At 67.3% G+C, this 22910-nt stretch carries 20 protein-coding genes; 12 read left to right on the forward strand and 8 right to left on the reverse strand.

What is annotated here, in order from left to right; translation table 11 throughout:
• The 7 genes from FJY73_03655 to FJY73_03685 all read right to left on the reverse strand — a co-directional run.
• The coding region (locus tag FJY73_03655; GenBank protein MBM3319754.1) for a 4Fe-4S dicluster domain-containing protein at positions 1-289 on the reverse strand (289 nt) is incomplete at its 3' end.
• Entirely contained in the window at positions 286-2601 is a 2316-nt protein-coding gene (locus tag FJY73_03660) for an FAD-dependent oxidoreductase (GenBank protein ID MBM3319755.1), read from the reverse strand. The genes FJY73_03655 and FJY73_03660, both read right to left, overlap by 4 nt.
• Positions 2602-2666: 65 nt before the next feature.
• A complete protein-coding gene (locus FJY73_03665) occupies positions 2667-3230 on the reverse strand; it encodes a 2-oxoacid:acceptor oxidoreductase family protein (GenBank protein MBM3319756.1) in 564 nt (187 codons plus the stop codon).
• Positions 3223-4110: a 2-oxoacid:ferredoxin oxidoreductase subunit beta gene (locus FJY73_03670; GenBank protein ID MBM3319757.1), complete on the reverse strand. Its 888-nt coding sequence runs from the start codon at positions 4108-4110 to the stop codon at positions 3223-3225. The genes FJY73_03665 and FJY73_03670 overlap by 8 nt, the downstream gene beginning before the upstream one ends.
• 71 nt (positions 4111-4181) lie before the next feature.
• Positions 4182-5393: a 2-oxoacid:acceptor oxidoreductase subunit alpha gene (locus FJY73_03675; GenBank protein ID MBM3319758.1), complete on the reverse strand. Its 1212-nt coding sequence runs from the start codon at positions 5391-5393 to the stop codon at positions 4182-4184.
• A complete protein-coding gene (locus FJY73_03680) occupies positions 5390-5716 on the reverse strand; it encodes a 4Fe-4S dicluster domain-containing protein (protein MBM3319759.1) in 327 nt (108 codons plus the stop codon). Before FJY73_03680 ends, FJY73_03675 begins: the two co-directional genes overlap by 4 nt.
• 38 nt (positions 5717-5754) lie before the next feature.
• Positions 5755-6348 (reverse strand): winged helix DNA-binding protein, encoded by a 594-nt coding sequence (locus FJY73_03685; protein ID MBM3319760.1) that lies wholly within the window; start codon positions 6346-6348, stop codon positions 5755-5757.
• 447 nt (positions 6349-6795) lie between these two features.
• Between FJY73_03685 and FJY73_03690 the strand changes: the two genes are divergently transcribed.
• Together FJY73_03690 and FJY73_03695 are read left to right on the forward strand one after the other, a co-directional pair.
• Positions 6796-9789 (forward strand): hypothetical protein, encoded by a 2994-nt coding sequence (locus tag FJY73_03690; GenBank protein ID MBM3319761.1) that lies wholly within the window; start codon positions 6796-6798, stop codon positions 9787-9789.
• A gap of 118 nt (positions 9790-9907) precedes the next feature.
• A complete protein-coding gene (locus FJY73_03695) occupies positions 9908-10813 on the forward strand; it encodes a PorV/PorQ family protein (GenBank protein ID MBM3319762.1) in 906 nt (301 codons plus the stop codon).
• A 635-nt stretch (positions 10814-11448) separates the two neighbouring features.
• Here the strand turns inward: FJY73_03695 and FJY73_03700 are convergent.
• Positions 11449-12234, reverse strand: coding sequence for a UDP-2,3-diacylglucosamine diphosphatase (locus FJY73_03700; GenBank protein ID MBM3319763.1), 786 nt, complete (start codon positions 12232-12234; stop codon positions 11449-11451).
• Between the two features lie 58 nt (positions 12235-12292).
• On the opposite strand from FJY73_03700, the gene FJY73_03705 reads away from it, so the two are divergent.
• The 10 genes from FJY73_03705 (at position 12293) to FJY73_03750 (ending at position 22892) form a co-directional block, all read left to right on the forward strand.
• Positions 12293-12739: a hypothetical protein gene (locus tag FJY73_03705; GenBank protein MBM3319764.1), complete on the forward strand. Its 447-nt coding sequence runs from the start codon at positions 12293-12295 to the stop codon at positions 12737-12739.
• A complete protein-coding gene (locus tag FJY73_03710) occupies positions 12736-14232 on the forward strand; it encodes a trypsin-like peptidase domain-containing protein (GenBank protein MBM3319765.1) in 1497 nt (498 codons plus the stop codon). Before FJY73_03705 ends, FJY73_03710 begins: the two co-directional genes overlap by 4 nt.
• 247 nt (positions 14233-14479) lie before the next feature.
• Positions 14480-15424 (forward strand): M23 family metallopeptidase, encoded by a 945-nt coding sequence (locus FJY73_03715; protein ID MBM3319766.1) that lies wholly within the window; start codon positions 14480-14482, stop codon positions 15422-15424.
• A gap of 131 nt (positions 15425-15555) precedes the next feature.
• Complete coding sequence (locus FJY73_03720) at positions 15556-16818, forward strand: N-acetylmuramoyl-L-alanine amidase (GenBank protein ID MBM3319767.1); 1263 nt, start codon at positions 15556-15558, stop codon at positions 16816-16818.
• A 28-nt stretch (positions 16819-16846) separates the two neighbouring features.
• Complete coding sequence (gene holA / locus FJY73_03725) at positions 16847-17902, forward strand: DNA polymerase III subunit delta (protein MBM3319768.1); 1056 nt, start codon at positions 16847-16849, stop codon at positions 17900-17902.
• Entirely contained in the window at positions 17902-19203 is a 1302-nt protein-coding gene (locus tag FJY73_03730) for a hypothetical protein (protein MBM3319769.1), read from the forward strand. Before holA ends, FJY73_03730 begins: the two co-directional genes overlap by 1 nt.
• Positions 19200-20216, forward strand: coding sequence for a YbbR-like domain-containing protein (locus tag FJY73_03735; protein ID MBM3319770.1), 1017 nt, complete (start codon positions 19200-19202; stop codon positions 20214-20216). Before FJY73_03730 ends, FJY73_03735 begins: the two co-directional genes overlap by 4 nt.
• Position 20217: 1 nt before the next feature.
• Positions 20218-21231, forward strand: a complete 1014-nt coding sequence (gene tsaD, locus FJY73_03740; GenBank protein ID MBM3319771.1) for a tRNA (adenosine(37)-N6)-threonylcarbamoyltransferase complex transferase subunit TsaD — start codon at positions 20218-20220, stop codon at positions 21229-21231.
• Positions 21232-21499: 268 nt separating this feature from the next.
• Positions 21500-22516, forward strand: a complete 1017-nt coding sequence (locus tag FJY73_03745) for a response regulator (protein ID MBM3319772.1) — start codon at positions 21500-21502, stop codon at positions 22514-22516.
• Positions 22494-22892, forward strand: coding sequence for a response regulator (locus FJY73_03750; GenBank protein MBM3319773.1), 399 nt, complete (start codon positions 22494-22496; stop codon positions 22890-22892). Before FJY73_03745 ends, FJY73_03750 begins: the two co-directional genes overlap by 23 nt.
• Positions 22893-22910: the final 18 nt, after the last annotated feature.

The raw sequence follows: 22910 nt of genomic DNA on the forward strand, positions 1-22910 counted from the left end.
GATGCGGGCAGGAGGCCCGCTCCTCCGGCGGGAGAAGAGCGCGCACCTCGCGCACGAAGTCGACAAACGCCACCCCCTCGGGGCAGCGCTCCTCGCACGCGCCGCAGGTGAGGCACTTCCGCACGAGGATTCGGCCGTCGGCCTCGAGATCGGCGAGCGCGCGCGCGACGAGACGGCGCGGAGAGTGCCCATGCTCCAACTCGGCGAGGGGGCAGTTCCCGGTGCATTTCCCGCACGCGAGGCAGAGGGTCGCCTTTGTCCGCCTCGCCAGTTCTTCGAGCCGTATCATGATCGTCCCCCCGCGCCGACTAGATCATTGAGAATTAAAGGATCGCCCTCGCGGCCTTCCGACCAGTCGCTCCGCACGCGATCCGGGTCGATTCCGCACATCCGGAGAAGCGCGCGGGCAAGCTCGACCTGATCGGCGGCGATGCCGGCCCCGTGCTCGAATCGGCACCGTTCCTCGGCGCAGCCGGCGACGAGGACCTCTTCCGCTCCGGCGTGAATCAGCTTGAGAATCGTCCCCGCCTCGAGCTGCCCGACGCATGAAAGGCGGATGATCTCGACCCCATCGTGGGGCTCCTCCGCCGCCGGCGCGAGACAGCCCCCGCGCCGCTGGCACGTGATCACGACGCTTCTCCCGACCTTCCGGTCCGGTGAGGCGTCGGTCACTGAGTCGAGGATCCAGTTCTTCGAGAACGGCTCGATCTCCGCCGCGCCGGTCGAGCAGACCGAGACGCAGAGGCCGCACCCGCGGCAGAGCGTCGGGTCGATGCGGCTCACCGGTTCCTGGTCCTTGCCGGGAACGAGGCGCGGCGCGCGGAAGGCGCACACCTCGATGCATCGCCCGCACCCCCGGCAGAGTCTCTCGTCGACGCGCGACTTGACGAGCCCAACAGTGACCGAAATCGGCGAGTCTTCCTTGCCGTCGGATTCCACCTGGAGCATTCCGCGCGCTTCGCTCTCCCGCGCCTCCGCGGGCGTTCCCTCGCGCGGCGTGCGGAGCAGAAGATCGATCGACGCGATCCTCTCCCCGTTCGTCGCCGCGCTTCGAACGAGCACGTGGCGGCGCGGACACGTGGAGACGCACGTGTGGCACTCGAAGCAGGGTCCGCACCGGAGACAGCGCGACGCCTCGTCGATCGCGTCCTCGGCGGTGAACGCGAGCTCGACCTCCTCGAAGCCGCTCCGTTCGGAGAGCGAGAGCTCCGGCGCGTGCGCGCGCTCGTGGCGGTCGGGCGAAGGATCGGGGAGCCCGACCTCCCAGCGCGCGGCCGGCGCGGGGAACGCGCGAAGAAGCGAATCGGGTCCCTCTTCGATCAACCGCTGGATCGCGCGCGCCGCGCGGTGGCCGGCCGCGATCGCCTCGATCACCGTCGCGGGTCCGGTGACCGCGTCGCCTCCCGCGAACACGCGTCCGATGCGCGTGAGGCCGGTCTCATCGGAAACGATCAAGCACCCGCTCCGGTCGACCGAGGACTCGTAGCGGCTGCCGAGGAACGGGAGGTTCGGCTCCTGCCCGATCGAGGCGATCACCGCGTCGGTGCGGAGCGTGAACTCGGATCCGGAGACTGGGATCGGGCGGCGCCGTCCGCTCGCGTCCGGCTCCCCGAGGCGCACCTCAAGACACTCAAGCGCGACGACCCTCCCGTTCTCCACCTTGAGCGCGTTCGGCGCGGTGAGGAAGCGGAAGCCGACTCCTTCCGCCTCCGCAGCGCGGATCTCCTCCTCGACCGCGGGCATCTCTTCCTTCGAACGTCGATAGACGATGTCCGCACTTCTCGCTCCGAGGCGGAGCGCGGTTCGTGCGGCATCGATCGCGCTGCTCCCGCCCCCGATCACGAGCACGCGTTCTCCGCACGGCGTTCGATCCCCTTCGTTCGCCCTCTTGAGGAAAGCGAGAGCGTCCTCGACCCCCTGGATCTCTCCCTCGCCGTGGAGCCCGAGGCGGCGGCTCTTCATCGCGCCGACGGCGAGAAAGACCGCCGCGTGTCCCTTCGCGAGAAGCTCGTCGAGACCGACATCCCGTCCGAGCACGGTGTTCGTTCGGACCTGGACCGAGGGACCGAGAAGCGCGTCGATCTCGCGGTCGAGAACCTCCGGAGGGAGGCGATAGTCGGGGATTCCGTAGCGAAGCATGCCGCCGAGCTTGGATTCCGATTCGATCAGCGTGACGCCGAACCCCGCCCTCGCGAGATCGTAGGCGGCGGTGATCCCTCCCGGTCCCGAACCGACGACCGCGATCCGCTCCTCGCGGAAGGGTTTCGGGGGGAGAAGGGGAGGCGGCAGTTCCGCCGCGTAATCCGCCACGAAGCGCTTCAGCGCGCGGATCGAAACCGCTCCGTCGACGTTGTTCCGCCGGCACACCGATTCGCACGGATGGTTGCAGACGCGACCGCACACTCCGGGGAGAGGGCACCTGTCGCGCACGACGCCGAGCGCCTCGACGAATCGGCCTTCGGCGATGAGCGATACGTACCCCTTGACGTTGACGCCGGCGGGGCATGCCAGCGTGCAGGGGGACGGGCTGATCCGTTCGATCTCCAGCTCCGTTCCCTTCTCGAAGATCAGCTTGGCTTGCTCAAGGGTTGCGAGCTCCATTTCCGGCTCACTCCTTCGGGCTCGACCGGGACCGCCGGCCGCGCGCATTGCCCGGTTCCGCCCGACTACGAGGCGGCCTCCGCCCTCGCGCCGGCGAGCTTCTCGCCGTGGGCGTAGCCTTGGTCGAATGCTTGCAGGTTGATCGTCTCGCTGCCGGGCGGCACCGATTCGCGGATCGCCGCCCGCGCGGCGTCTTTCTTCACCACTCCCGTGACGGCGGCCAGGAAGCCGCACATCACCATGTTCGCAGCGATGCGGCGTCCGATCGTCTCGGCGATCCGGGTGGCGGGGACGCCGAAGACTCGCGCGTCCTCGCCCGCCCGGAGGAATACGAGGTCCTCGTCGATGAGGAGCATTCCCCCCGGGCTCAGCTCGTCGCGGAACTTGCTGTACGATTCCTGCGACATGCAGACCAGGATCGACGGGCGCCGAATGTACGGGTAGTCGACCGGCTCATCGCAGAGGATGAGCTGCGCCGAGCACGCCGAGCCGCGCGCCTCCGGTCCGAAGCTCTGGTTGAACGTCGCGTGGCGTCCCTCGTGGATGGCAGCGGCGCGGCCGGTCACGTACGCGAGGAAGATGATCCCCTGTCCGCCGAAACCGGAAACGCGGATTTCGGTTCTAGTCATGTCTCGCCTCCCGGTCGACCAGCGCTCTCTGCCCCGCGGATCGCATGTAGTAGTCCTTGCCGAGGCCGTACTCCTTTCCGAGCGCTCTCTGCATGGCGGCGTCGAGGCTCTCGAGGAACGTCGGCTTTCCCGCGACGTCCACGAACTTCCCGATCACGATCTTCCCGCCGAACGTGATGTCCACGGTCGAAGGATCGGCGCCGTGGCGAATCTCGCAGTTGTCCCGATACGACCCGAGAACCTCGATCGAGGTGCCGAGCTTATTTCTTCTTGTGTAAAGTGTCGGGCACGGGGCGATCACCTCGACGAACGTGAAGCCCGGTTTCGTTAGTGCTTCGAGGATCGAGTTCGTCAAGCGCCGCACGTGGAGAGAGGTCCAGCGGGCGACGTAGACCGCGCCGCTTGAGGCGGCGAGCGCCGGCAGATTGAACGGATGCTCAAAGTTCCCGAAGGGGGTCGTCGTCGAGAGCGCGGAGACCGGCGTCCCCGGACCGACCTGTCCTCCGGTCATCGCGTAGTTGAAGTTGTTGATACAGATCACCGTGAGATCGACGTTCCTGCGGGCGGCGTGGATGAAGTGGTTTCCCCCGATCGCGATGAGATCCCCGTCGCCCGAGATCACGACCACTTTGAGCTTCCGGTTCGAGAGGTGGAGGCCCGTGGCGAAGGGGATCGGGCGGCCGTGCGTCGTATGGAAGGAATCGAGCTTGATGTACCCCGCGACGCGCCCGGAACAGCCGATTCCGGAGACGACAGCGACCCGGTCGAGGTCGAAGGCGCCCTTCTTGAGGGCGTCGGCGAAGCACGTCACCACCGTTCCGATGCCGCATCCCGGGCACCAGATGTGCGGGAAGCGGTCCATCCGAAGGAACGGCTCCATCGGATGGCGGGGTTCCAGAATCGTCTCCTGTTCCGCGGTCGCGGAGCCTCGCGCGTTCTTGTTCGCGTCTCTCACGGCTGCTTCTCCTTGCGCGGCTTCCTCGCGGGCTTCCGGGGCGCGCCGTTCCCGCGGAGACCCTCGCGAATGGCGTGATAGATCGTCTGCGGATCGTGCACCCAGCCGCCCGCGTGTGTGACGGAGATCGTCCGCGCCCCGCCGGCCGCGGCGCGTTCCACCTCGAGAACGATCTGCCCGAGGTTGATCTCTGGAACCACGAAAGCCTTCGTCCGCGCGGCGAGGTCGCGGATGAGCCCGCTCGGGAAAGGCCACACCGTGATGAGCCGGATCTCGCCGACGCGAAGGCCGTCGTCGAGCGCGGCGTCGATCGCGGCGCGGGCGACGCGCGAGGTGATGCCGTAGCTCACGACCACGACGTCGGCCTCGTCGAGCCTCTTACATTCGTAGTCGTGGATCTTCCCGGCGTTGTCGTCGATCTTCGCGCGAAGTCGGCGAACCAGCTTGTCCTGAGCCTCGGCCGTCATGACCGGGTAGCCCCGCTCGTCGTGGGTGAGGCCGGTCGTGTGGATGCGGTATCCCTCGCCGGCAGTCACCATGTCCGGCACCTTGTCGCCGTTCGCGGCGTAGGGGAGATATTCGCCGGGAGGGAGGGGGGAGAGCCGCCGCGGGACGACCTCGATCTCGTCCGGCTCGGGAATGACGACCTTCTCGGTCATGTGGCCGACGCATTCGTCCATCATCACGAGGACCGGCACGCGATACTTTTCGGAAAGGTTGAATGCTTGAATGGTTCTGTTGAAACATTCCTGCGGCGAGTTCGGCGAGAGCGCGATGATCCCGTAATCGCCGTGGGATCCCCAGCGCGCCTGCATCATGTCCTGTTGGCCGACCATCGTCGGAAGTCCGGTCGACGGCCCGCCGCGCTGCACGTTGGCGACGACGCAAGGGACCTCCATCATGATCCCGAGGCCGATGTTCTCCATCATGAGGGAGAATCCCGGTCCGGAGGTGCAGGTCATCGCCTTCACCCCGCCCCAGGCGGCGCCGAGGATCGCCGCCATCGAGGCCATCTCGTCCTCCATCTGGATGAAGACGCCCCCGACCTTGGGGAACCGGCGCGCGATCCGCTCCGCGATCTCCGTCGAGGGGGTGATCGGATAGCCCGCGAAGAAGCGGCATCCGGCGGCGAGCGCCCCTTCGGCGCAGGCGTGGTCTCCGTCCAGGTAGTGCGCGCCAGTGAGAACTCCTTCTGGGGATGCCTTCATGGGAGCACCTCCTCGATCAGGGATTCGGCCGCCGAGGCGCCTCCGCCTTCCGGAACGGTGATGAAGATCGAGAACTCGGGGCAGAGCGTTTCGCAGAGGCGGCACGCGACGCACTCGTCGGCGCGCGCGATTTCGGGCGGGTGGTAGCCCTTCCGGTTGAAGCGCGAGGACATGCGGAGTACATCGAGCGGGCAGTACTCGACGCAGTAGGCGCAGCCTTTGCACCGCTCGACCAGGATATGGACCTCGCCGCGCGTCCTCCGGATGTCCGCGTCGTCGAGGGGTTTTCTCCAGAAACGTCTCGATTCCAGGTGCACCGCCATAGTGCCCGTCTCCCTATGGCGGGCGAGCAAGAACAAGCTTACGGCATACTTGCCCTCCGCGCCCGCTCGTAAGGACAGTGACCGGTGACCCCGCGAACGGGGCACTCCCCTTCGTAGAACGCACCGCAGCGCAAACAGCTGCGGGTATCAATCATTTCTATACGGATCAATTCCGTAACGAACTTCTCGAGAAGCCGGGTGAACTCCCGGCTCTCCTCGGGGGTGAACGTGTCCAAAACCGGCTCGAGGGCGCGGAGTCGGCGCGCCTCGTACTCCTCGACGAGGATGCGCCCTTTCGGCGTGATCCGAAGACAGGTGTTCCGGCGGTCCCTTTCGGGGGTCACTCGACGGAGAAGCTCGAGCCGGGCGAGCTTGTCGATGTTCTTCGAGGCGGCCGGGGCGCTGACGCCGAGAAACGCAGCGATCTCTCCGACGAAATGGTCGCCGTTCATCGAGATCAGCTTGAGCAAGTGGACCTGGGAGGGGGAAAGGGACGCTTCGGCCGTCTCGCGGATCAGGCGTCTTTCGAGGATCTCCCGCACCGCGTTGCTGAGGACATGTGAGATGCGGAGAACCCGCCGGGCAAGGAAACCCCCGTTGCCTCCGGATGGGGGTCGGTTCGGTTCGATCACTGCTGCCTCACCTGCTGCGTCGCCCGGCCGACAAACGAGGGGATCTGTAACCCGGCTAAAGTTTGCCTTAGTTATCGATCGCCGTCAATTGTGGAATGGTGAAATCAGATATAAGAATCCCTTATGATCCCTTCGCAAGGGGAAAGCGTCCGAACGGAAAGATCCGCGCGGGGTTGACAGGTTCGCCCGCCCTCCCTATGCTCGGGACGCCCTCGGTTCCGGGGGCGCCGAGGGCGGTCGACCGGGGAGGGTCTCTTGACGGGCAACCATCGGTCCTTCTCTTTGTCTTTCTTCCTCTCTCTTTTCTCTTTCCTCTCCTCTCTCTCCTTCCCCTCGTCTCTCGCCGCGGCTTCGTTCGTCCCGCCGGCGGGCGTTCATCGGGGGGGGGGGCGGTCCTCGATCGGAGCGGCTCCTTCCGAGTCTTTCTCGTCCGTCCGAGCTTTGCGTGTGAAGGAAGAGGTCGAGGGGACCTATCGGCTTCTCGCGATTCTCATCGAGTTCTCGCCGGACGACGATCCGACGACGACGGGGAACGGCACCTTCGGCGACGTGATGGACGCGAACGAGGCGGTGTACGGCGACAGCTTCCCCGAGCTCTTCGACATCCCGCGCGACGCCGCGTACTTCCGCGAGCAGCTCCGCTACCTCGCGCAGTATTACGAAGCCGTTTCCAAGGGAAAGCTCCGGATCGAGGCGACGGTCCCCGACACGATCTTCACCGCGCCGGAGATGATGGCGTACTACGGAGACAACGAAGAGACCTCGCGCCGGCAGTCCGCTCTTCTCCGCGACGCGGTTCTGCGCGCCGACCCGCTCGTCGACTTCTCCGCGTACGACGGCCTCTTCGTTTTCCACGCGGGGGCGGGGGAGGAGACCGACGTTCTCGGCGATTCCCCCGGCGACATCTGGACGGTCTATCTCGCGCTCCCTGATCTCGCCGCCGCCCTCGCGGACTCGGGGATGGAGGATCGCTTCCGCGGCATCCCGACCGATGATCGGACGGGAACGGGAGACACGTTCTTCGTGGCCGAGGGGGTGATCCTCCCCGAGAGCGAGACGCAGGACTCCTTCGGGGGGAGGCCTCTCGCGCAATGGACTCTCGGCGTCGCGGCGCACATGATGGGGAGGCTTCTCGGAGCCCCGTCCCTCTTCGACACCGATGCGGACGACGGAACGTCGTCGCAGGGGATCGGCGGTTTCGGGATCATGGGGACCGGGCTCTGGAACTCGGGGGGGATTCTTCCCCCGCACCCATGCGCGTGGACGAAGGTCTTTTTCGGATGGGAGGAACCGCTTCTCGTCGAACGGGACACGACGATCGCTCTCCCTCTCGTCGCGCGCGCGGATCCGCGCCCGAAGATCTTGAGGATCCCGATCCACGAGGACGAGTACTGGCTCGTCGAGAACCGCTACAAGGACGAGAACGGAAACGGCCGGTTCGACTTCGACGACAAGAACGGCGACGGGATTCTCTACCCGTTCGAGGATTCCTACGAGGGGGCGGAGTTCGATTGGTCGATCCCGGCGGAAGGGTCGATCGAGGGATCGGGGATTTTCATCTGGCATATTGACGAGGCGAAGATTCGCGAGTCGGGGGATTTTCGCTCGAGGAACGCCGTGAACGCCGATCCGGATCGGAAGGGGGTGGATCTGGAAGAGGCGGACGGCATTCGGGATCTCGACCGGCGGGCGACTTCGCTCGAGGGTTTCGGATCTCCGGCCGACTCGTGGCGCGCCGGGAACCGGACCCGCTTTGGGCCGGACACCGATCCCTCGACGAGCACTGCCTACGGCGCCCGCACGGGGATCACGATCGAGGTCGAGAGCCCGGCGGAGAGCGTGATGACCCTCTCGGTCGCGTTCCGCGAACGGCCGCGGGGGTGGCCGGTGCGCGCCTCCGGCGTCCGCGTGGTCGGTCCGGTGATCCCGGTGAGGAGCGCGCGGGAGGGGATCCTTGGGTTCGCTTTCGCGTACTTGGACACGGCGAGCGGGGCGAGCTTCGGGAACATCCTCGGCCTCGACGGAAAGCCGCTCGACGGATGGCCGGCGGAGCTTCCGGGCGGAGTCTCGTTCGCTCCGTCCGCGTTCTCGGCGGCGGCCGACGGACCGATCGCCCTTTACTTCCCGATGGTCAATGGCTCGATTGTTCGGATGAAAATGAACGGAGTGATCGATCCGTCCGGCGCGTGGGGGGACTCGATCGCGGGAGCCGATGGGCAGTTCCTCTCCTCGGCGGCGCCCGAGGGCTCGCTCGTCTCGCTCGTCCTCCGGGGCGGGGAGACGACCGTGTTCGCGCTCGATCCGGCCGGAACCGCACGCGACTCGATCGCGCGCCTCGAGGGACGGGCCGTCGGCCCGGCGGCGCTCGGGTCGGGGATTTGGGCCGCCACCGACGCGGGGAAGCTCATGCGGGTCGAGGCGGGAGGCGTCCCGCAAGAGATCGAGACGGAGGGGACTCCCTCTCCGCCGATCCTTCTCCGGCATCATCTGAGGCCCGGTCCCACGGCCGGCGAGAACGCGCTCGTCGAAAAGGCGGCGGTCGCATCCGGACGCTCGCTTATCCTAAGCCCGTCGGGGCTTCCGGGCGGAGACCTTGTCGCGGCCGACCTCGGAGCGACGGCAGTCGGGATCCTCGCCGCCGCCGACATCGATCGGGACGGGTTTCCGGAGATCCTCGCGGGGAGCGGCGACGGAAAGCTTCATGTGCGAAACGTGACCGGCGCCCCCTCGGCCGGATGGCCGCTCCGCGCGGGACACGGACCGAAGAGCGACCCGGGCGATCCTCCGATCGGGTCGCCGGCGGCGGGCGATCTCGACGGGGACGGGACGATCGAGATTGTTTTCGCGACGGAACACGGGAGCATCGGCGTCGCGGACGCGGAGGGCCGGATGCTCCCGGGCTTCCCGGTCGCGGCGGCGGGAAGGAGTCCCTTCGGGGTCGCGATGACGGCGTCCCTCGATGAGGAGACAACGTATGTTCTCGTCGCGACGGAAAGGGGCACCTTCGATCTCCTCGTCTTCGGCTCCTCGGCCGGGCGGATCGAGTGGAGCGGGTACGCGAACGGCGCGGGGCTCGCGGGGCTCTACCGCTCCTCTCCCTTCGAGCCGAGAGGAGGGGAGGGTCTCTTCGTCGACAAGGAGACCTTCTGCTACCCAAACCCGGTCGGGCCGGGGGGGATCGCGCGGATCCACTATCGCCTCCGAGAGGAGGCGGAGATCGGCGCGCGGGTCTACGGGATCGACGGTTCGCTCGTCGAGGAGTTTCCGCCGTCGCTCGTTCCCGCGGAGACGGGGGAGTTCGTGTGGGACACGCGCTCCGTGGGGAGCGGGGTCTACGTCGCGAGGCTCGAGGCGCGCCTTCGGGGAGGAGGGGCCGGGCCGCGGAACCCTTCGGCGCCGCGCGAGGAGGTCAAGTTCGTCCCGATCGCGGTCGCCCGCTGAGGATTTCGGCCGGTTGTGAAGAACGGGGGACGGAGGTAAGATTACACAGGATGTCCTCTCCCGCGAGGGTCGCGGGAGCGGGGGTGCTGCCGGGCGAGAACCGCCGGAGTCAAGACAGATGAAACGCTTCTTGTTTGTTTCGGCCGCCGCCCTGTGCGCGGCGGGCTCCGCTGGCTCCGCGCCGGTCGGGCTCCGCTCGATGCTTGTCGATCCGGGGGTCGCCGCTTCCGGAATGGGATACGCGTACACGGCGGTCGCCGATGACGCGAGCGCGCTCTATTGGAACCCGGCGGGGCTCGTGCTCGGCGCCGAAGGGTACGATCTTCTTCTCGCGCACACCGAGTGGTTCGTCGAGCATCGGATGGAGTATGCGGTCGTCGCCTGGAATCGGGGCGCCGATGCGCTTGCCGCGGGGATCAGCGGGCTCTACGTCGGCGGGATCGAGCGGCGGGACGAGAATCCGACGCTGGAACCTCTCGGCGACTTCGGCGCGTACGACATCGTTGTTTCTCTCGCCTATGCGCGGGCATGGGGTCCGCTTCGGGCCGGTCTCGCCGCGAAGCCGTTCTACTCGAAGATCGACCGGGTGAGCGCGCACGGCGTGGCGGCGGATCTCGGCCTTCAGGCGGACACGCCGATCGAGAACCTCACGATCGGCGGGGCGATCGCGAACTTTGGGAACGAGCCCTATTATGTGGAAGAGAGGTTCTCGCTCCCGCTCGATCTTCGAGGCGGCGCCGCCTATCGGATTCCGCTTCCCGCGGAGTCGGGCGAGCTTCTCGTTTCCGCGGAGGTTCGAAAGTCGAGGGACGACGACGCGCGCACGCATTTCGGCGGGGATCTCCGCCTCGCGAGCGGGATCTCGCTCCGCTTCGGCTACAAATGGGGCTACGAGGAAGAAGACTACGCGTTCGGCATCGGGATCGCGCGCGGGTTCTACTCGATCCAGTACGCTCTGGTCCCCTTCCAGTCCGATTTCGGGAACGTCCATCGCTTCGCGCTCGGCCTGCACAGGGACAAGTAGGCGGATTCCTGCATCCGCCGGACAATTCGGTACCTCAATTCGGTACCTGATACCTCATTCCTGAGATACCCCATTTCTGACAAGTAGACAGATTCCTGAATTCGGTACCTGACACCGTACCTGACGCCACCACGGCGGGTGGCGGCCACGGGGCGTTGGGCCACTAACGCTTGTCGCTCCCACGGTCGCGACAAGCCCAAGTGGCCCATGCGCCCCTCCCACTCGCGCGCAGCGACAGCGAGCACGGCAGCGGGCGGATGGCCGACACGACTGAGCCGGGGCTCCCCGTCGCGAAGAGCGACGGGGTGGCGAGGAAGCTCCTTCGCGCATGCGGCGCGAAGGAGTGACCCGCCGTCCGACGACTGAGCCACGCGCGGGTGGCGGCGGCAGGCATCCGCGAGAAGCGCAGCCACCGAGGCTCGGCGAATTCAACCACTCGTCCCATAGGCGCGACCGAGGCTGCCGAGGGAGTCCCCGGAGCGCGAAGCGCGGAGGGGGAGCATCGAGCGGACAGCCGCCGACAGGACCCGCGCGTCTGGGAACGTCATCCCGGCGGGCCGTGGCCGCCACCCGCGCGTGGTGGCGGGGGTTTCTGTACCAGGTACAGGAACGATCCTGTACCTGGCACAAGAGGCCTACTCCTCGAACCGCTTGAGCGTGATCGCGCCGCCCGTCATCTCCGCGAAGGTGAACGCCTCGATCCAGTCGCCGAGGATCACGCACTCCCCCTCGTCGTAACGGAAGTGTTCGGCGAAGTGGATGTGCCCGAGGATGACGCAGTCGAACCCCTCTCGAAACTTCCGGCGGACCGCGTCCTCGAGTGTTCGGTTCAGGATGAACTTCTTGCGGCTCGTGTGCGCGCGGCTCACGCGCGAAGCCCATCGCGCGAGCGGGATGCCGATGTCCGGATGAATCCAATGATACGCGCGGATCGCGGCTGGATTTCGGACGATGCGGCGGAGCAGGCGATAGCCGGGATCATGCCCGGCGGCCAGGTCGTCTCCGTGCGTGAGGTAGATGCGCTTCCCCTGGAGGCGGAGATCGATCGGCCGGTGGAAGACCGAGATCCCGATCGTCTCGCGGAAGAAACGGCCGATCCAATAGTCGTGGTTCCCCGCGAGATAGCGCACGTCGACCCCGGCGCGCGCGAGCTCCGCGAGCTCCCGAAGGACGAGGACGGGGACTCTGGGGAGCACTTCGGCATACTCGAACCAGAAGTCGAAGAGATCCCCCGCGATGTAAAGGATCCGCGCCCGCTCGCGGACGTGCCGGAGGAAGCGAAGGAACCTCTCGATTCGCGCTCGCTCCTCGCTCTCCCGGCCCGCGCCGAAATGGGCGTCCGCGACGAAGAAGACCGGATCGTCGCGCCGTTCGGCCGGCGCCGAGGAGCGCAAATCGTTCGCGGATTGCATGCCCGGCATGGTAGCATCCGCGTCGGAAGCGGGCAAACGGAAAGCCCCTACGCCGAGGGAGAGAAAGATGAACGACGAGAAGCGCGACGACGCGACGCGTGAAGGATCGGACGAGACGCCGAAGGGACCGCCCCCCGGGGCTCGCCGGACCGAGCCGCGGGACGAGCCTGAGGAAGGTTCGTTCTGGGAAAAGGTCCGGAGGGGCGTCGTCGAGGGATATCAGATCGCCGCCGAGAAGACCGACGTCTACGCCCGCATCGCGAGCCGGAGGCTCCGGGTCGTCGGGATCACGCGCCGGATCGAACGATTCCGTGCCGAGATCGGGGAGAGGGTGTACGATCTTCTCACGATGAATCCGGAAGCGAGGATTTCCGAAGATTCGTTCGTGAAGGAGATGGTCGAGCGGATCCGCAACGCCGAAGAGGAGCTGACGCGGGTCGAGGCGGAGATCGAGGAGATCCGCCGGGAGTCGCGCGGGAGGGGCGCGGAGACGCGGGAGGGGAACGAGACATGACCGAGGAGGCACGCGCGCGCCGGAGATGGGCCCGACGGGCGGGGGGAGCGGCGCTCGGCGCCCTCTGTTGGCTTCTCGTATCCGCAAGCTGCAAGTGGGCTCCCTCTTCGCAAGCGGGCGAGAGGATCTCTCCCCCCGCGGAAGCGGAGCGTCGCCTTCCGCCGCCCGTTTCGGGGACGACGGAGGCGCTCGGAACGTTCGAATCCCCGTTCGTGCGGATCGCGGATCTCGTCAAGCCGGCGGTCGTGAACGTGAGCACGCGGCGGATGTTCGCGCATCCGCCCGTCGGGGGGAGGGACCGCCTACGCGACTTCTTCCCGGAGGACGGAACGATCGAGGTCCCCTCAACCGCGTCCGGCTTTGTTTTTGATGCAAGAGGTTATGTCCTCACAAACAACCACGTCGTCCAGGAAGCCGAAGAGATCCGCGTCAGCTTCATCGACGGCCGAGAGTTCGTCGCCGAGGTGGTCGGCGTCGATCCGAGCACCGACGTCGCGGTGATCCGCGTCCGCGGGGAAGGACCCTTCCCGGTCGCGCGGATCGGAGACTCGGACAGCATTCAGGTGGGCGATTGGGCGATCGCCGTCGGAAACCCGCTCGGGTATCTCGAGGGGAGCGTCACGGTCGGCGTCGTGAGCGCCAAGGGCCGGTCGGACCTGGACATCGCGGGGGGAACGCCCGTCTATCAGAACTTCATCCAGACCGACGCCTCGATCAACTTCGGCAACTCGGGAGGACCACTCGTCAACATCCGCGGGGAGGTGATCGGCGTGAACACCGCGGTCAACCCGACGGGACAGGGGATCGGGTTCGCCATCCCGATCAACTTCGCGCGGAAGATCGCCGAGGAGCTGATCGCCAGCGGAAAGGTCCTGCGCGCCTACATCGGCATCTATCCGCAGGAGCTGACGCCGGACATCATCGAGGGGAAACGGCTGCGGGCGACCGAGGGGATTCTCGTCGGCCAGGTGATTCCGAATAGCCCGGCCGAGAAGAGCGGCCTCACGCGAGGAGACGTCATCCACTCGTTCGATGGAATCCCGGTCCGCGGGGTTTCGGATTTCCGGATGCTCGTCGCGGAGAGCCGGGTCGGCAAGCGGGTCACGGTTGAGTTCACCCGCGACGGCGAGCGGCGGAAGGCGAACGTCGTTCTCGTCGAGCGTCCCGACGTCGTGACGGCGGGCGAGGAACGAGCGGAAGCGGAGACGTGGCTCGGGCTCCAGGTGGTGGACCCGGCGGAGGAGCCGGAGGTGGTTCGAACCCTAGGCCTCGTCGGGCATCCCGGAGTGCTCGTCTACTCGGTGGAGCCGGGGAGCGCCGCCTGGCAGGGAGGGATCCGGATCGGGGATCTGATCCAGGAGATCGGGGACAAGCCGATCCGGAACCTCGAGGACTACGAGGGAGTGCGCGAGGAGGTGCGGTCGCCCGATCGGCCGATCGTCTTTCTCGTCTTCCGCGAGGGCTTCACGCAATACGTCGCGGTGCGGCCGTAGGCTGCGCCACCACCTGGGCTACCGGAACGTCCGCGAAATCCAACCGGTGGTAGGGTTGGGGCGGCTCGTCGAGCGGGAAACGGGGACGGACATGCGCCGTGTTCCGCCCTTTTAATTGCTTACAGGACAAGCAGTTGACTCACCGTCGCGGAAAAGAGCTTGACACGGTTTTCGACCTTTGGCTAGTTTCGACCCGATTCCGTTCAGTCTCGGTTAAACTCTCGAGCTCGCATAAGGGAACCGCGTTTTGTTCTCCTCTTGGATCGAAAGCTATGTGACCGATCGGATTACGATCGTCGTGATTCCGAAAGCGAGCGGGAACGTCCGGTCATACCGGATCCCCGTCGGCGCGGTCTACGGAGCGCTCCTCTCGGTTCTTCTCGGCGTCTTCGTCACCGGGAACGCGGTTCTCCGGACGGCGGAGCTCGCGCGCACGCGCGCGGAGTCCGCGCGGCTGGCCGCGGAGAACGGAAACCTGAACGAGCGCGTTGAGGAGATGCGCGAGACGCTTTCCGGCCTCTCGGTCGAGCTCGCCCAGCTTTCCTCCTTTGAAGAGCGGATCCGCGCGGTAGCCGACCTCGATCCGATCGACGACGACGTGCGGATGGTCGGCGTCGGCGGTCCGGCGATCGGCTCGGAGCGTAACCTGCTCGGCTTCGAGGGGGAGACCCCGGAGGAGCTCCTCGCTCGAGGCCCGCGAACCGACGCGGAGACGCTCTCCCGCCAGACGCGGCTCCTCCGCGAGAGCTTCACCGAAGTTCTCGACGCCCTCTCGGCCCGCCGCGACGAGATCGCGCGGATCCCCTCGATTCTTCCGGTCGACAACGGCACTCTCACCGCCGGCTTCGGGTTTCGAGCCGATCCGTTCACCGGCCGCCGGACGATGCACTTCGGCCTCGATCTCTCCACGCGGCGCGGCGAGCCGATCGTGGCGACGGCGGACGGAACGGTCCGCTTCACCGGAACGAGCGGGGATCTCGGGCTCATCGTGGAGATCGATCACGGAAACGGCATCCTGACCCGCTACGGCCACAACAGCCGGGTCTTCGTCGGGAAGGGGCAGGAGGTCGTGCGAGGGCAGGTCATCGCCGCCGTGGGATCCTCGGGCCGCTCGACGAACCCGCACGTGCACTACGAGGTCCGCTTGAACGACCGCTGCGTGAACCCGTTTCGCTACGTCATCTCGTCCTGATCCTTTCGTTGAAAGATAAACGTTCCGCTGCTTTGTTGACACCCCTCTCCTCCTTTGGCACAATCCGCGCGTGAGGAGGAACGCCGCGTGACGCTCGCTTCTTCGCATTGTGCGCGCGGGGAGGGCTTCGAATGAACTTTCGGTTCCTGTCGATCGTCCTCTTGTCGGCGATTCTCGCGCCCGCCGCCGCGCCGGCCCCGGTCGTCACCAACGTCCGCTTCTGGACCGCACCCGATCACACCCGCGTCGTCGTGGATCTCAGCGCCGCCGCGTCCTTCACCCACCGGGCTCTCGGCGACCCCCACCGAATCGTGGTGGACATCCGGCAGACATCCTTCCGTGGAAAGACCCGGAAGATCAGCGTCGACGACGGGCTCGTCCGCGCGATCCGCCTGAACGCCCTTCGGAGCGGCACGGCCCAGATCGTTCTCGACCTCGAGAAGAGCGCGCGCTATCAGGCCTTCTCGCTCGCCCCGGTCGCGGATAAGCCGCACCGGGTCGTGATCGACGTCTATCGAGAGAAGGCGCTCGACCGGGCGCCTCCCCCCGCGCCGGCCGACGGTTCGGTTCGGCGCATCGTGATCGACCCGGGGCACGGAGGGGACGATCCGGGGGCGAAGGGATTCCGCGGTCTCGTCGAGAAGGAGATCACCCTCGACCTCGCCCGCCGTCTCGCCCGGCGCATCAACGCGCTTCCCGGGTACGAGGCGATCCTTACGCGGACCGGAGACTACTTCGTGCGTCTCGGAGACCGGCGCAAGTTCGCGCGCACGAAGAAAGGGGATGTCTTCATCAGCCTGCACGCGAACGCCGCTCGGAACAAGAGCGCGAACGGCTTCGAGATCTACTTCCTCTCGCTCTCCGGGGCGACCGACCAGATGGCGCGCGAGCTCGCGGACAAAGAGAATGCGGCCGACCTCATCGGGGGCGTCCCCCGAGAAGCGGAAGAAGAAGTGCTCTCCATTCTTTACGACTATCTTCAGGAAGAGGGGATGAAGAGGAGCGAGGCGCTCGCCGAGGAGATCTGGAACGCGTTCCGAAACGGTCGCGAGATGGAGCTCCGCAACGTGAAGCAGGCCGGTTTCGCCGTCCTTAAATCGCTCGAGATCCCCGCGGTTCTCGTCGAGGTCGGCTTCGTCTCGAACCGGTCGGACGCGGCGCTCCTCGTGAAGGACGACTTCCGAGACCGCGTCGCGGAGAGGATCGCCGCCGGGGTTGAGCGCTATTTCCGGCGCGCCGACTCCGCGCCCGAGGTCTACCATGTCGTGCAGAAGGGGGAGACCGTGTGGAGCATCGCCCGCCTCTACCGGGTGGAAGTTCAAGCTCTCCTCGCGGGAAACAACCTCGGATCCGAAGTCGTGCTCATCGAAGGCCAGCGCCTTCGGATCCCTTGATGGGGCATCCGTGGATCTGCAAACGTTCGTGAAGAGGCTGGAAGGCGGCCGCTGGGAGCCGGCCGCGGCGCTCGTCTACGGCGAGGAGACTCTCGGCGCGGAGGAGGCGGCCTCCGCGATCCTCTCCGCCCTCGAGAAGCGCGGCGCGACCCGGATCGTTTTAGGCCCGAAGGAAACCGACGCGGCGGCCCTCGGCGACGCGCTCTCCCAGATGTCCCTCTTCGCGGACCGGCGGGTCGTTCTGCTCGAGGGGGTGCCGCCCCGGGCGGAAGGGCTTTCCGACCTTCTCGAGCGCGCGGCGCGGGAGCCGGATCTCTTTCTCCTCGTACGCCACTCCGGCGACGTGGACAAACGGCTTCGCTGGTACAAGAAGATGAGCGCCGAGGGGGCGGTCTTCCGGTTCGAGGCGGTGAAGGAGCGGGAGATGCCGGACCGAATCCGCGCGCGCGCCCGGCTTCTCGGGCTCGACCTCCCGATCGAGGGGGCGCAGGCGATCGCGAGCCGCGTCGGCACCGACCTTCTCACGGCGCGGAACGAGCTGGAGAAGCTTCGTCTCTACGCGAGCCCGCGGAAGAAGATCACGCAGGCGGACGTGGAGGCGGTCGTCGGACGTTCGCGGGACACGCTTCTCTACGAGATCACCGAGGGGATCTCGGGCAGGGATCGGGAGCGATCGCTGGCGGATCTTCAAGACCTCCTCCGCCAGGGAATCTCCGCCGGAGCGATCCTCTCGCTCCTGGCCCGCGAGGTTCGGTACCTTCTCCAAGCGAGGATCGCGCTCCGCGAAGACGCCGCGATCCGGAAGGCTCTCGGGAGCTACGCAGCGTTCACCGGGTTCTTCCGCTCCCGGTTTGCGGACGAGCGGAAGGATCGGTTCGGGAAGGGGAGAGGAAACCTATTCCGCCAGCACCCGTACGTCGTGTTCCTCCGCCTCGGGCAGGCGGCGCGCTTCGGCGAGGAGGAGCTGATGAGCCTTCTCGCGGCGTTCTCGCGCGCCGATCGGGCGGTGAAGAGCGGCGCCGGCTCTCCGGAGACGGTCCTCTTCGCGACGGTGGCCGCCGCCTCCGCCGGAGGGAATGCTTGATGAGCGAAGCGATGGGAGCGATGAAGGCCGCGGTTCTCGACCGCCTCCGGAGCGGGACGCTCGCGCACGCGGTTCTTCTCGACGGACCTCGCGGCGCGGGAAAGGCGGAGGCGGCTCTCTGGATTGGGAAGGCGGCCGTTTGCGAGGGGAAGAAACCTCCGTGCGGGACGTGCGAGGCGTGCCGGTCGTTCGAGGGCCTGTCGGATCTCGACCTTCTCGTTCTCCGCCCGATCGATCGTCCGGTTTGGGTCGAGAGGGAGAGGGCGGAGCGGTACTTTCCGGGAGGAGTCCGCGAGGCGCTCGAGAGGATCGAGGAAGAGGGGTTTCTCCACGCGCCGATTCCGGATCCGGTGAGCCGCCCGCTCCTTCCGCTTCGCCTCGATCCGAGCTCGTTTCTCCGGAGGACGAGAGGGAGCCCACGTCTCGACCGGAGCGCGTTCGAGGCGCGCCTCGATGCCTCCTCGCTTGGGGATGCCGAGAAGGCTTTCGTGCGCGAGACGGCCCGCCCGGGGCTCTCGCTCGAGTGGTACATCTCCACGATAGGGATCGGTCTCATGACCGGCGCGGGCGAGGGAGGCGGCCTCGGCGGTCGATCGGGAGTTCTCCCGTTCCTCGGCCGCCGGCCTGCGGCGCGAAGCAGAAAGGTAGTCGTGATCGAGGAAGCGGACCGGACGACCGAGGAGGCGGAGAACGCTCTCCTCAAGACGCTCGAGGAGCCCCCGCCGGGATCACTCCTTCTGCTCACGACGTCCCGGCGCGAGGCGCTTCTCGACACGATCCGGTCCCGGTGCGAGCGGATCCGCGTCCCGCTCCCACCCCCGGAGGAGACGAAGAGGGCGGCCGCGCGTTTCTTCCACGCGATCGATCCCGAGGAGTGGGAGGCGCTTCTTCTTCTCGGCGAGGGGGTCCCGCGACAAGCGGCGGAGATCAACCTCGAGCTCTTTCGCGCGGAGAGGAAGAAAGCGGAAGACCTTCTCCTCCGGGCGGCCGCCTCGCCTGTTGCGGAGTATGCGCTCGCACTCGAGACGTGGGCCGAGGAGGTGGAGGGTGAGAACGCCCCCGAGACGCTGGCTGCCGACCGTCTCTCGCTCTTCCTTCTCCTCGCGCGGGAGAGGGCCGCAGGAGCATCGGAGGAAGGTCCCGCGGGGGATGCGTCCTTTGCCGCGGCCGAGCGGATCTTCGCCTTCGCGCACGGCGCGCTCTCCGGCGCTCGCCCGGGCGCGAACATGCGTCTCCTTCTCGAGGAGTTCGGCGTCGAGCTCCGGCGCTCGCTTCGCGCGGCGGCGGGGGGGAGAGGATGAGGCACGTCACGGGCAATCTCGGGATCCTCGCGGCCGCCTTCCTGGTCACGATCTTCGTCTGCTTCAACGCGGAGACGGAGCGCGTGGTCGAGGTCGCGTGCGAGGTCCCGGTGAGCTACGTCAACGTGCCGGACTCGCTGGTCCTCGTGGGGAGCCCGCCGGAGAAGCTTGAAGTGCGAGCGGTTTTCAACCGAAAGTTCTGGCAGACCGAGCCGGACTATCTCTCGGCGGAGGTCGATCTCTCCCATATGCGAAGAGGAACGCAGCGCGTCTCGGCCACCGCGGAAGCCGTCCGGGTTCCGCCGAACCGGAAGGCACGCGTTCTCGAGGTCCTCGCCCCCGATCCGATCCTCCTCACGTTCGAACCGAAGGTGAGCAAGAGGGTCCCGGTCGTTCCGCTCGCGGAGGGGGCGCCCGCCGATGGATACGCGCTCTTCGGCGCGCCGACCGCGGAACCGGCGCGCGCCGTTCTGACCGGCCCCGAGGGGACGATCGCCGGGATCGACGCGGTCCGAACGGTTCCGGTTTCGCTCTCCGGCGCGACGGAGGACGTGCGGCGTTTCCAGCCGATCGACCTTCGAGGCCACGCGCTCGTGGCCGGCGAGCCGTCGGAAGTCGAGGTCCTCTTCGACATCGAGAGGGTGGAGGAGCGCTCGCTCCGAAGGCGCCCGATCCGGATCACCGAAAGGGATCGGGTCGACGCGGAGCCCGAGGCGATCGATCTCGTCGTTCGGGGACCGGCGGCCGCGATCGGCATGATTCAGGAGATCCGCGTCCGTCTTCTTCTCGATGCGTCCTCGCTCCCGTATGGAGAGCATCGTTTCGTGGGAGAGGTGAGCCCGGGGAATCGGATCCACCTCTTTCAGCCCACCGTGGACATGCCAGGAAGGGGCGGCGCCGGGGAGGGGGCCGCGCCCCCCGAGCTGATGGGACAGATCCAGAATCTGCCCGAGTCGGTGGTTCTCGTGGATTTCTCCCCCAAGCACTTCACGATGCGCCGCAGGGGGAGATGACTTGGCCCTCATCCTCGGAGTGGAGACCTCCTGCGACGAGACCGCCGCGGCGGTGGTTCGGGACGGGCGCCGGGTCCTCTCGAACATCGTTCTCTCGCAAGATGTCCACCGCGTCTACGGCGGGGTCGTCCCCGAGCTCGCCTCGCGCGAGCACATCCGAACGATCGTCCCCATCCTCCGCCGCGCCCTCGCCGAGGCGAAGGTCGAGCCGCGCGATCTCGACGCGGTCGCGGTCACCGTGGGCCCCGGGCTGATCGGCGCGCTCGTCGTCGGTCTTTCCGTGGCCCGCGCGCTCGCCTGGGCGCTCCGCATCCCGCTCCTTCCGGTCCACCATCTCGAAGCGCATCTCTTCGGCCTCCGTCTCGGTTTTCCCGACGAGGCGTTCCGATTCGTGGCGCTCATCGTCTCGGGCGGGCACACCGAACTGATTCATGTGCGAAGCGAAGGGGACTACGCGCTTCTCGGGCGGACGCGCGACGACGCCGCCGGCGAGGCGTTCGACAAGGTCGCGAAGATGGCCTCGCTTCCGTATCCCGGAGGGCCGGTCATCGACCGCCTCGCGGCGCGCGGGAACCCCGATCGCCATGCGTTCCCGCGGGCGAGGCTCGAACCGGAGACGCTCGACTTCAGCTTCAGCGGCGTGAAGACCGCGATCCGCTACGCGCTTCGGGATGACCCGTCGCTCGCCGGCGAGGAGAAGCTTCCCGACCTCCTGGCGAGCTTCCAGGAGGCGGTCGTCGAGCCGCTCGTCGAGAACGCGAGGCGCGCGCTCGAGCGGACGGGGGAGACTCGCCTCGCCGTCTGCGGCGGCGTGGCCGCCAACTCCCGCCTCCGCGCCGCGTTCGAGAAGATGGCGAGGGAGACGGGTGCCGCGCTCTTCCTCGCCCCGATCGAGTTCTGCACGGACAACGCCGCGATGGTCGCCTCTGCCGGCGAGGAGGCGTTCCGGAGGGGGACCGCGGCCGCCCCCGACCAGTCCGCCGGCGCCGACCTTCCCCTCCCGTTCAAAGATTGAACAGGCGGCGCAGAGTGCGCCGCGCCTTCGCATTCCGCCACTCGGCGCATGCGCGGCCCCTCTCCGCCGGGGCGTCCCGCGCGGGAATCCCTCTCCGAAACGCATGAAAGCGCGAGCGCTTCGAACCTCGGCACGGGCCTCGGAGGCCTGCCGAGGCCGTGGCATGCCTCTTGCCGATTCCACGCGAGAGAAGAACGGAAAGAAGAATCGGCAAACCGCCGGCGGGGCGCTCCCGCCGAGAAACGCATCGGGCGAAAGGAACGCACGCGTGAAGGAGATGGAAAGGGAGAAGATCCTCGTGATCGAGGACGAGGACGCGATCCGCCGCATCATCGGACTCCATCTCAGTCGGGGCGGGTTCGAGCCGGTTCTCGCCCGCGACGGGCGGGAGGGGCTCGCTCTCGCGCGCGAGACGAAGCCGGCGCTCGTCCTCCTCGACGTGATGATGCCGGAGATGGACGGCTACACGGTGGCGCGCAAGCTTCGCGCGCAGTTCGTCACCTCGCAGATCCCGATCATCATGCTCACGGCGAAGGACAACCTCGATGACAAGCTCGCCGGGCTCGAAGTCGGGGCGAACGACTACGTGACGAAGCCGTTCGCGGCGGGAGAGCTCCTCGCGCGCATCAGCACGGTTCTTCGATGGAGCAAGGCGCAGAAATCCGCGAACCCGCTCACCGGGCTCCCGGGGAACGTATCGATCGAGGAGCGCCTCGAGGGTCTGATCGCCTCCGGCGCTCCGTTTTCGGTCGTCTACGTCGATCTCGACAACTTCAAGGCGTACAACGACACCTATGGCTACAACGAGGGAGACGTCGCGATCCGCGAGCTCGCCCGCATCCTGCTTCTCGCCTGCGAGGCGCATGGAGACGGCTCCGAGTTCGTGGGGCACATCGGCGGCGACGATTTCCTTTATACCTCAAAACCAGAGCGCGCCGAGGCGATCGCGCGGCGCGTGCTCGATGAGTTCGGACGCGCTCTTGTCCGCCTCGTCCCCGAGGAGGACAGGAAGCGCGGCTATCTGGAGGTGGAAGGGCGGACCGGGGAGCGGAAGCGTTTTCCCATTCTCTCCGTGACGCTCGCGATGATCGCCAGCGACGGCCGGCGGATCTCGCACGTCGCGCAAGTGGCGGACCTCGCCTCCGAGGTCAAACGCTACGGGAAGTCGATCGAGGGGAGCGTGCTGGTTCGCGACCGCCGCCGAGGCGAAGGGCCTCCGGAGACGGTCGTCTTGGGATCCGGTCCGCGGGAGGAGGGGAACGATGTCGAATCGCAGGGTTCCTGAGGACGCCCGCCCGGTCGTTCTTGTCGCCGAAGGCGAGAGCGCCCTGAGACGGGAGATCGCGGATCTCCTCGATCGGAACGGATACGCGGTGATCGAGGCGCGAAGCGGAGAGGAGATCGTGCATCTCGCGCGGCGGGAGAGGCCGGCGCTCATCGTTCTCGACGGGATGCTCGCACTTCTCGACGGGCACGCGGCGGCGCGGGTTCTCCGGCGTGATCCGGGGACCCGGCACATCCCGTTTCTGGCCTTCGAGGGTCCGGCCCGGCGAAGGGGGCGGGGAGGGCGGCGGCTTCGCGCCGAGGATTACCGGCGGCTTCTCCGAAAGATCCACGATATTTTGGAGTTCAACGAACGACGTCACGCGGTCCGCGCCTGACGGAAGGCGGGAGGGAGG

Source organism: Candidatus Eisenbacteria bacterium (genome assembly GCA_016867715.1).
Taxonomy (GTDB): domain Bacteria; phylum Orphanbacterota; class Orphanbacteria; order Orphanbacterales; family Orphanbacteraceae; genus VGIW01.

Coding starts and splice junctions, on each gene's coding strand:
- FJY73_03660 (MBM3319755.1), bottom strand. CDS start 2,601: ATGGAGCTCGCAACCCTTGAGCAAGCCAAGCTGATCTTCGAGAAGGGA.
- FJY73_03665 (MBM3319756.1), bottom strand. CDS start 3,230: ATGACTAGAACCGAAATCCGCGTTTCCGGTTTCGGCGGACAGGGGATC.
- FJY73_03670 (MBM3319757.1), bottom strand. CDS start 4,110: ATGGAGCCGTTCCTTCGGATGGACCGCTTCCCGCACATCTGGTGCCCG.
- FJY73_03675 (MBM3319758.1), bottom strand. CDS start 5,393: ATGAAGGCATCCCCAGAAGGAGTTCTCACTGGCGCGCACTACCTGGAC.
- FJY73_03680 (MBM3319759.1), bottom strand. CDS start 5,716: ATGGCGGTGCACCTGGAATCGAGACGTTTCTGGAGAAAACCCCTCGAC.
- FJY73_03695 (MBM3319762.1), top strand. CDS start 9,908: ATGAAACGCTTCTTGTTTGTTTCGGCCGCCGCCCTGTGCGCGGCGGGC.
- FJY73_03700 (MBM3319763.1), bottom strand. CDS start 12,234: ATGCCGGGCATGCAATCCGCGAACGATTTGCGCTCCTCGGCGCCGGCC.
- FJY73_03705 (MBM3319764.1), top strand. CDS start 12,293: ATGAACGACGAGAAGCGCGACGACGCGACGCGTGAAGGATCGGACGAG.
- FJY73_03710 (MBM3319765.1), top strand. CDS start 12,736: ATGACCGAGGAGGCACGCGCGCGCCGGAGATGGGCCCGACGGGCGGGG.
- FJY73_03720 (MBM3319767.1), top strand. CDS start 15,556: ATGAACTTTCGGTTCCTGTCGATCGTCCTCTTGTCGGCGATTCTCGCG.
- FJY73_03730 (MBM3319769.1), top strand. CDS start 17,902: ATGAGCGAAGCGATGGGAGCGATGAAGGCCGCGGTTCTCGACCGCCTC.
- FJY73_03735 (MBM3319770.1), top strand. CDS start 19,200: ATGAGGCACGTCACGGGCAATCTCGGGATCCTCGCGGCCGCCTTCCTG.
- FJY73_03750 (MBM3319773.1), top strand. CDS start 22,494: ATGTCGAATCGCAGGGTTCCTGAGGACGCCCGCCCGGTCGTTCTTGTC.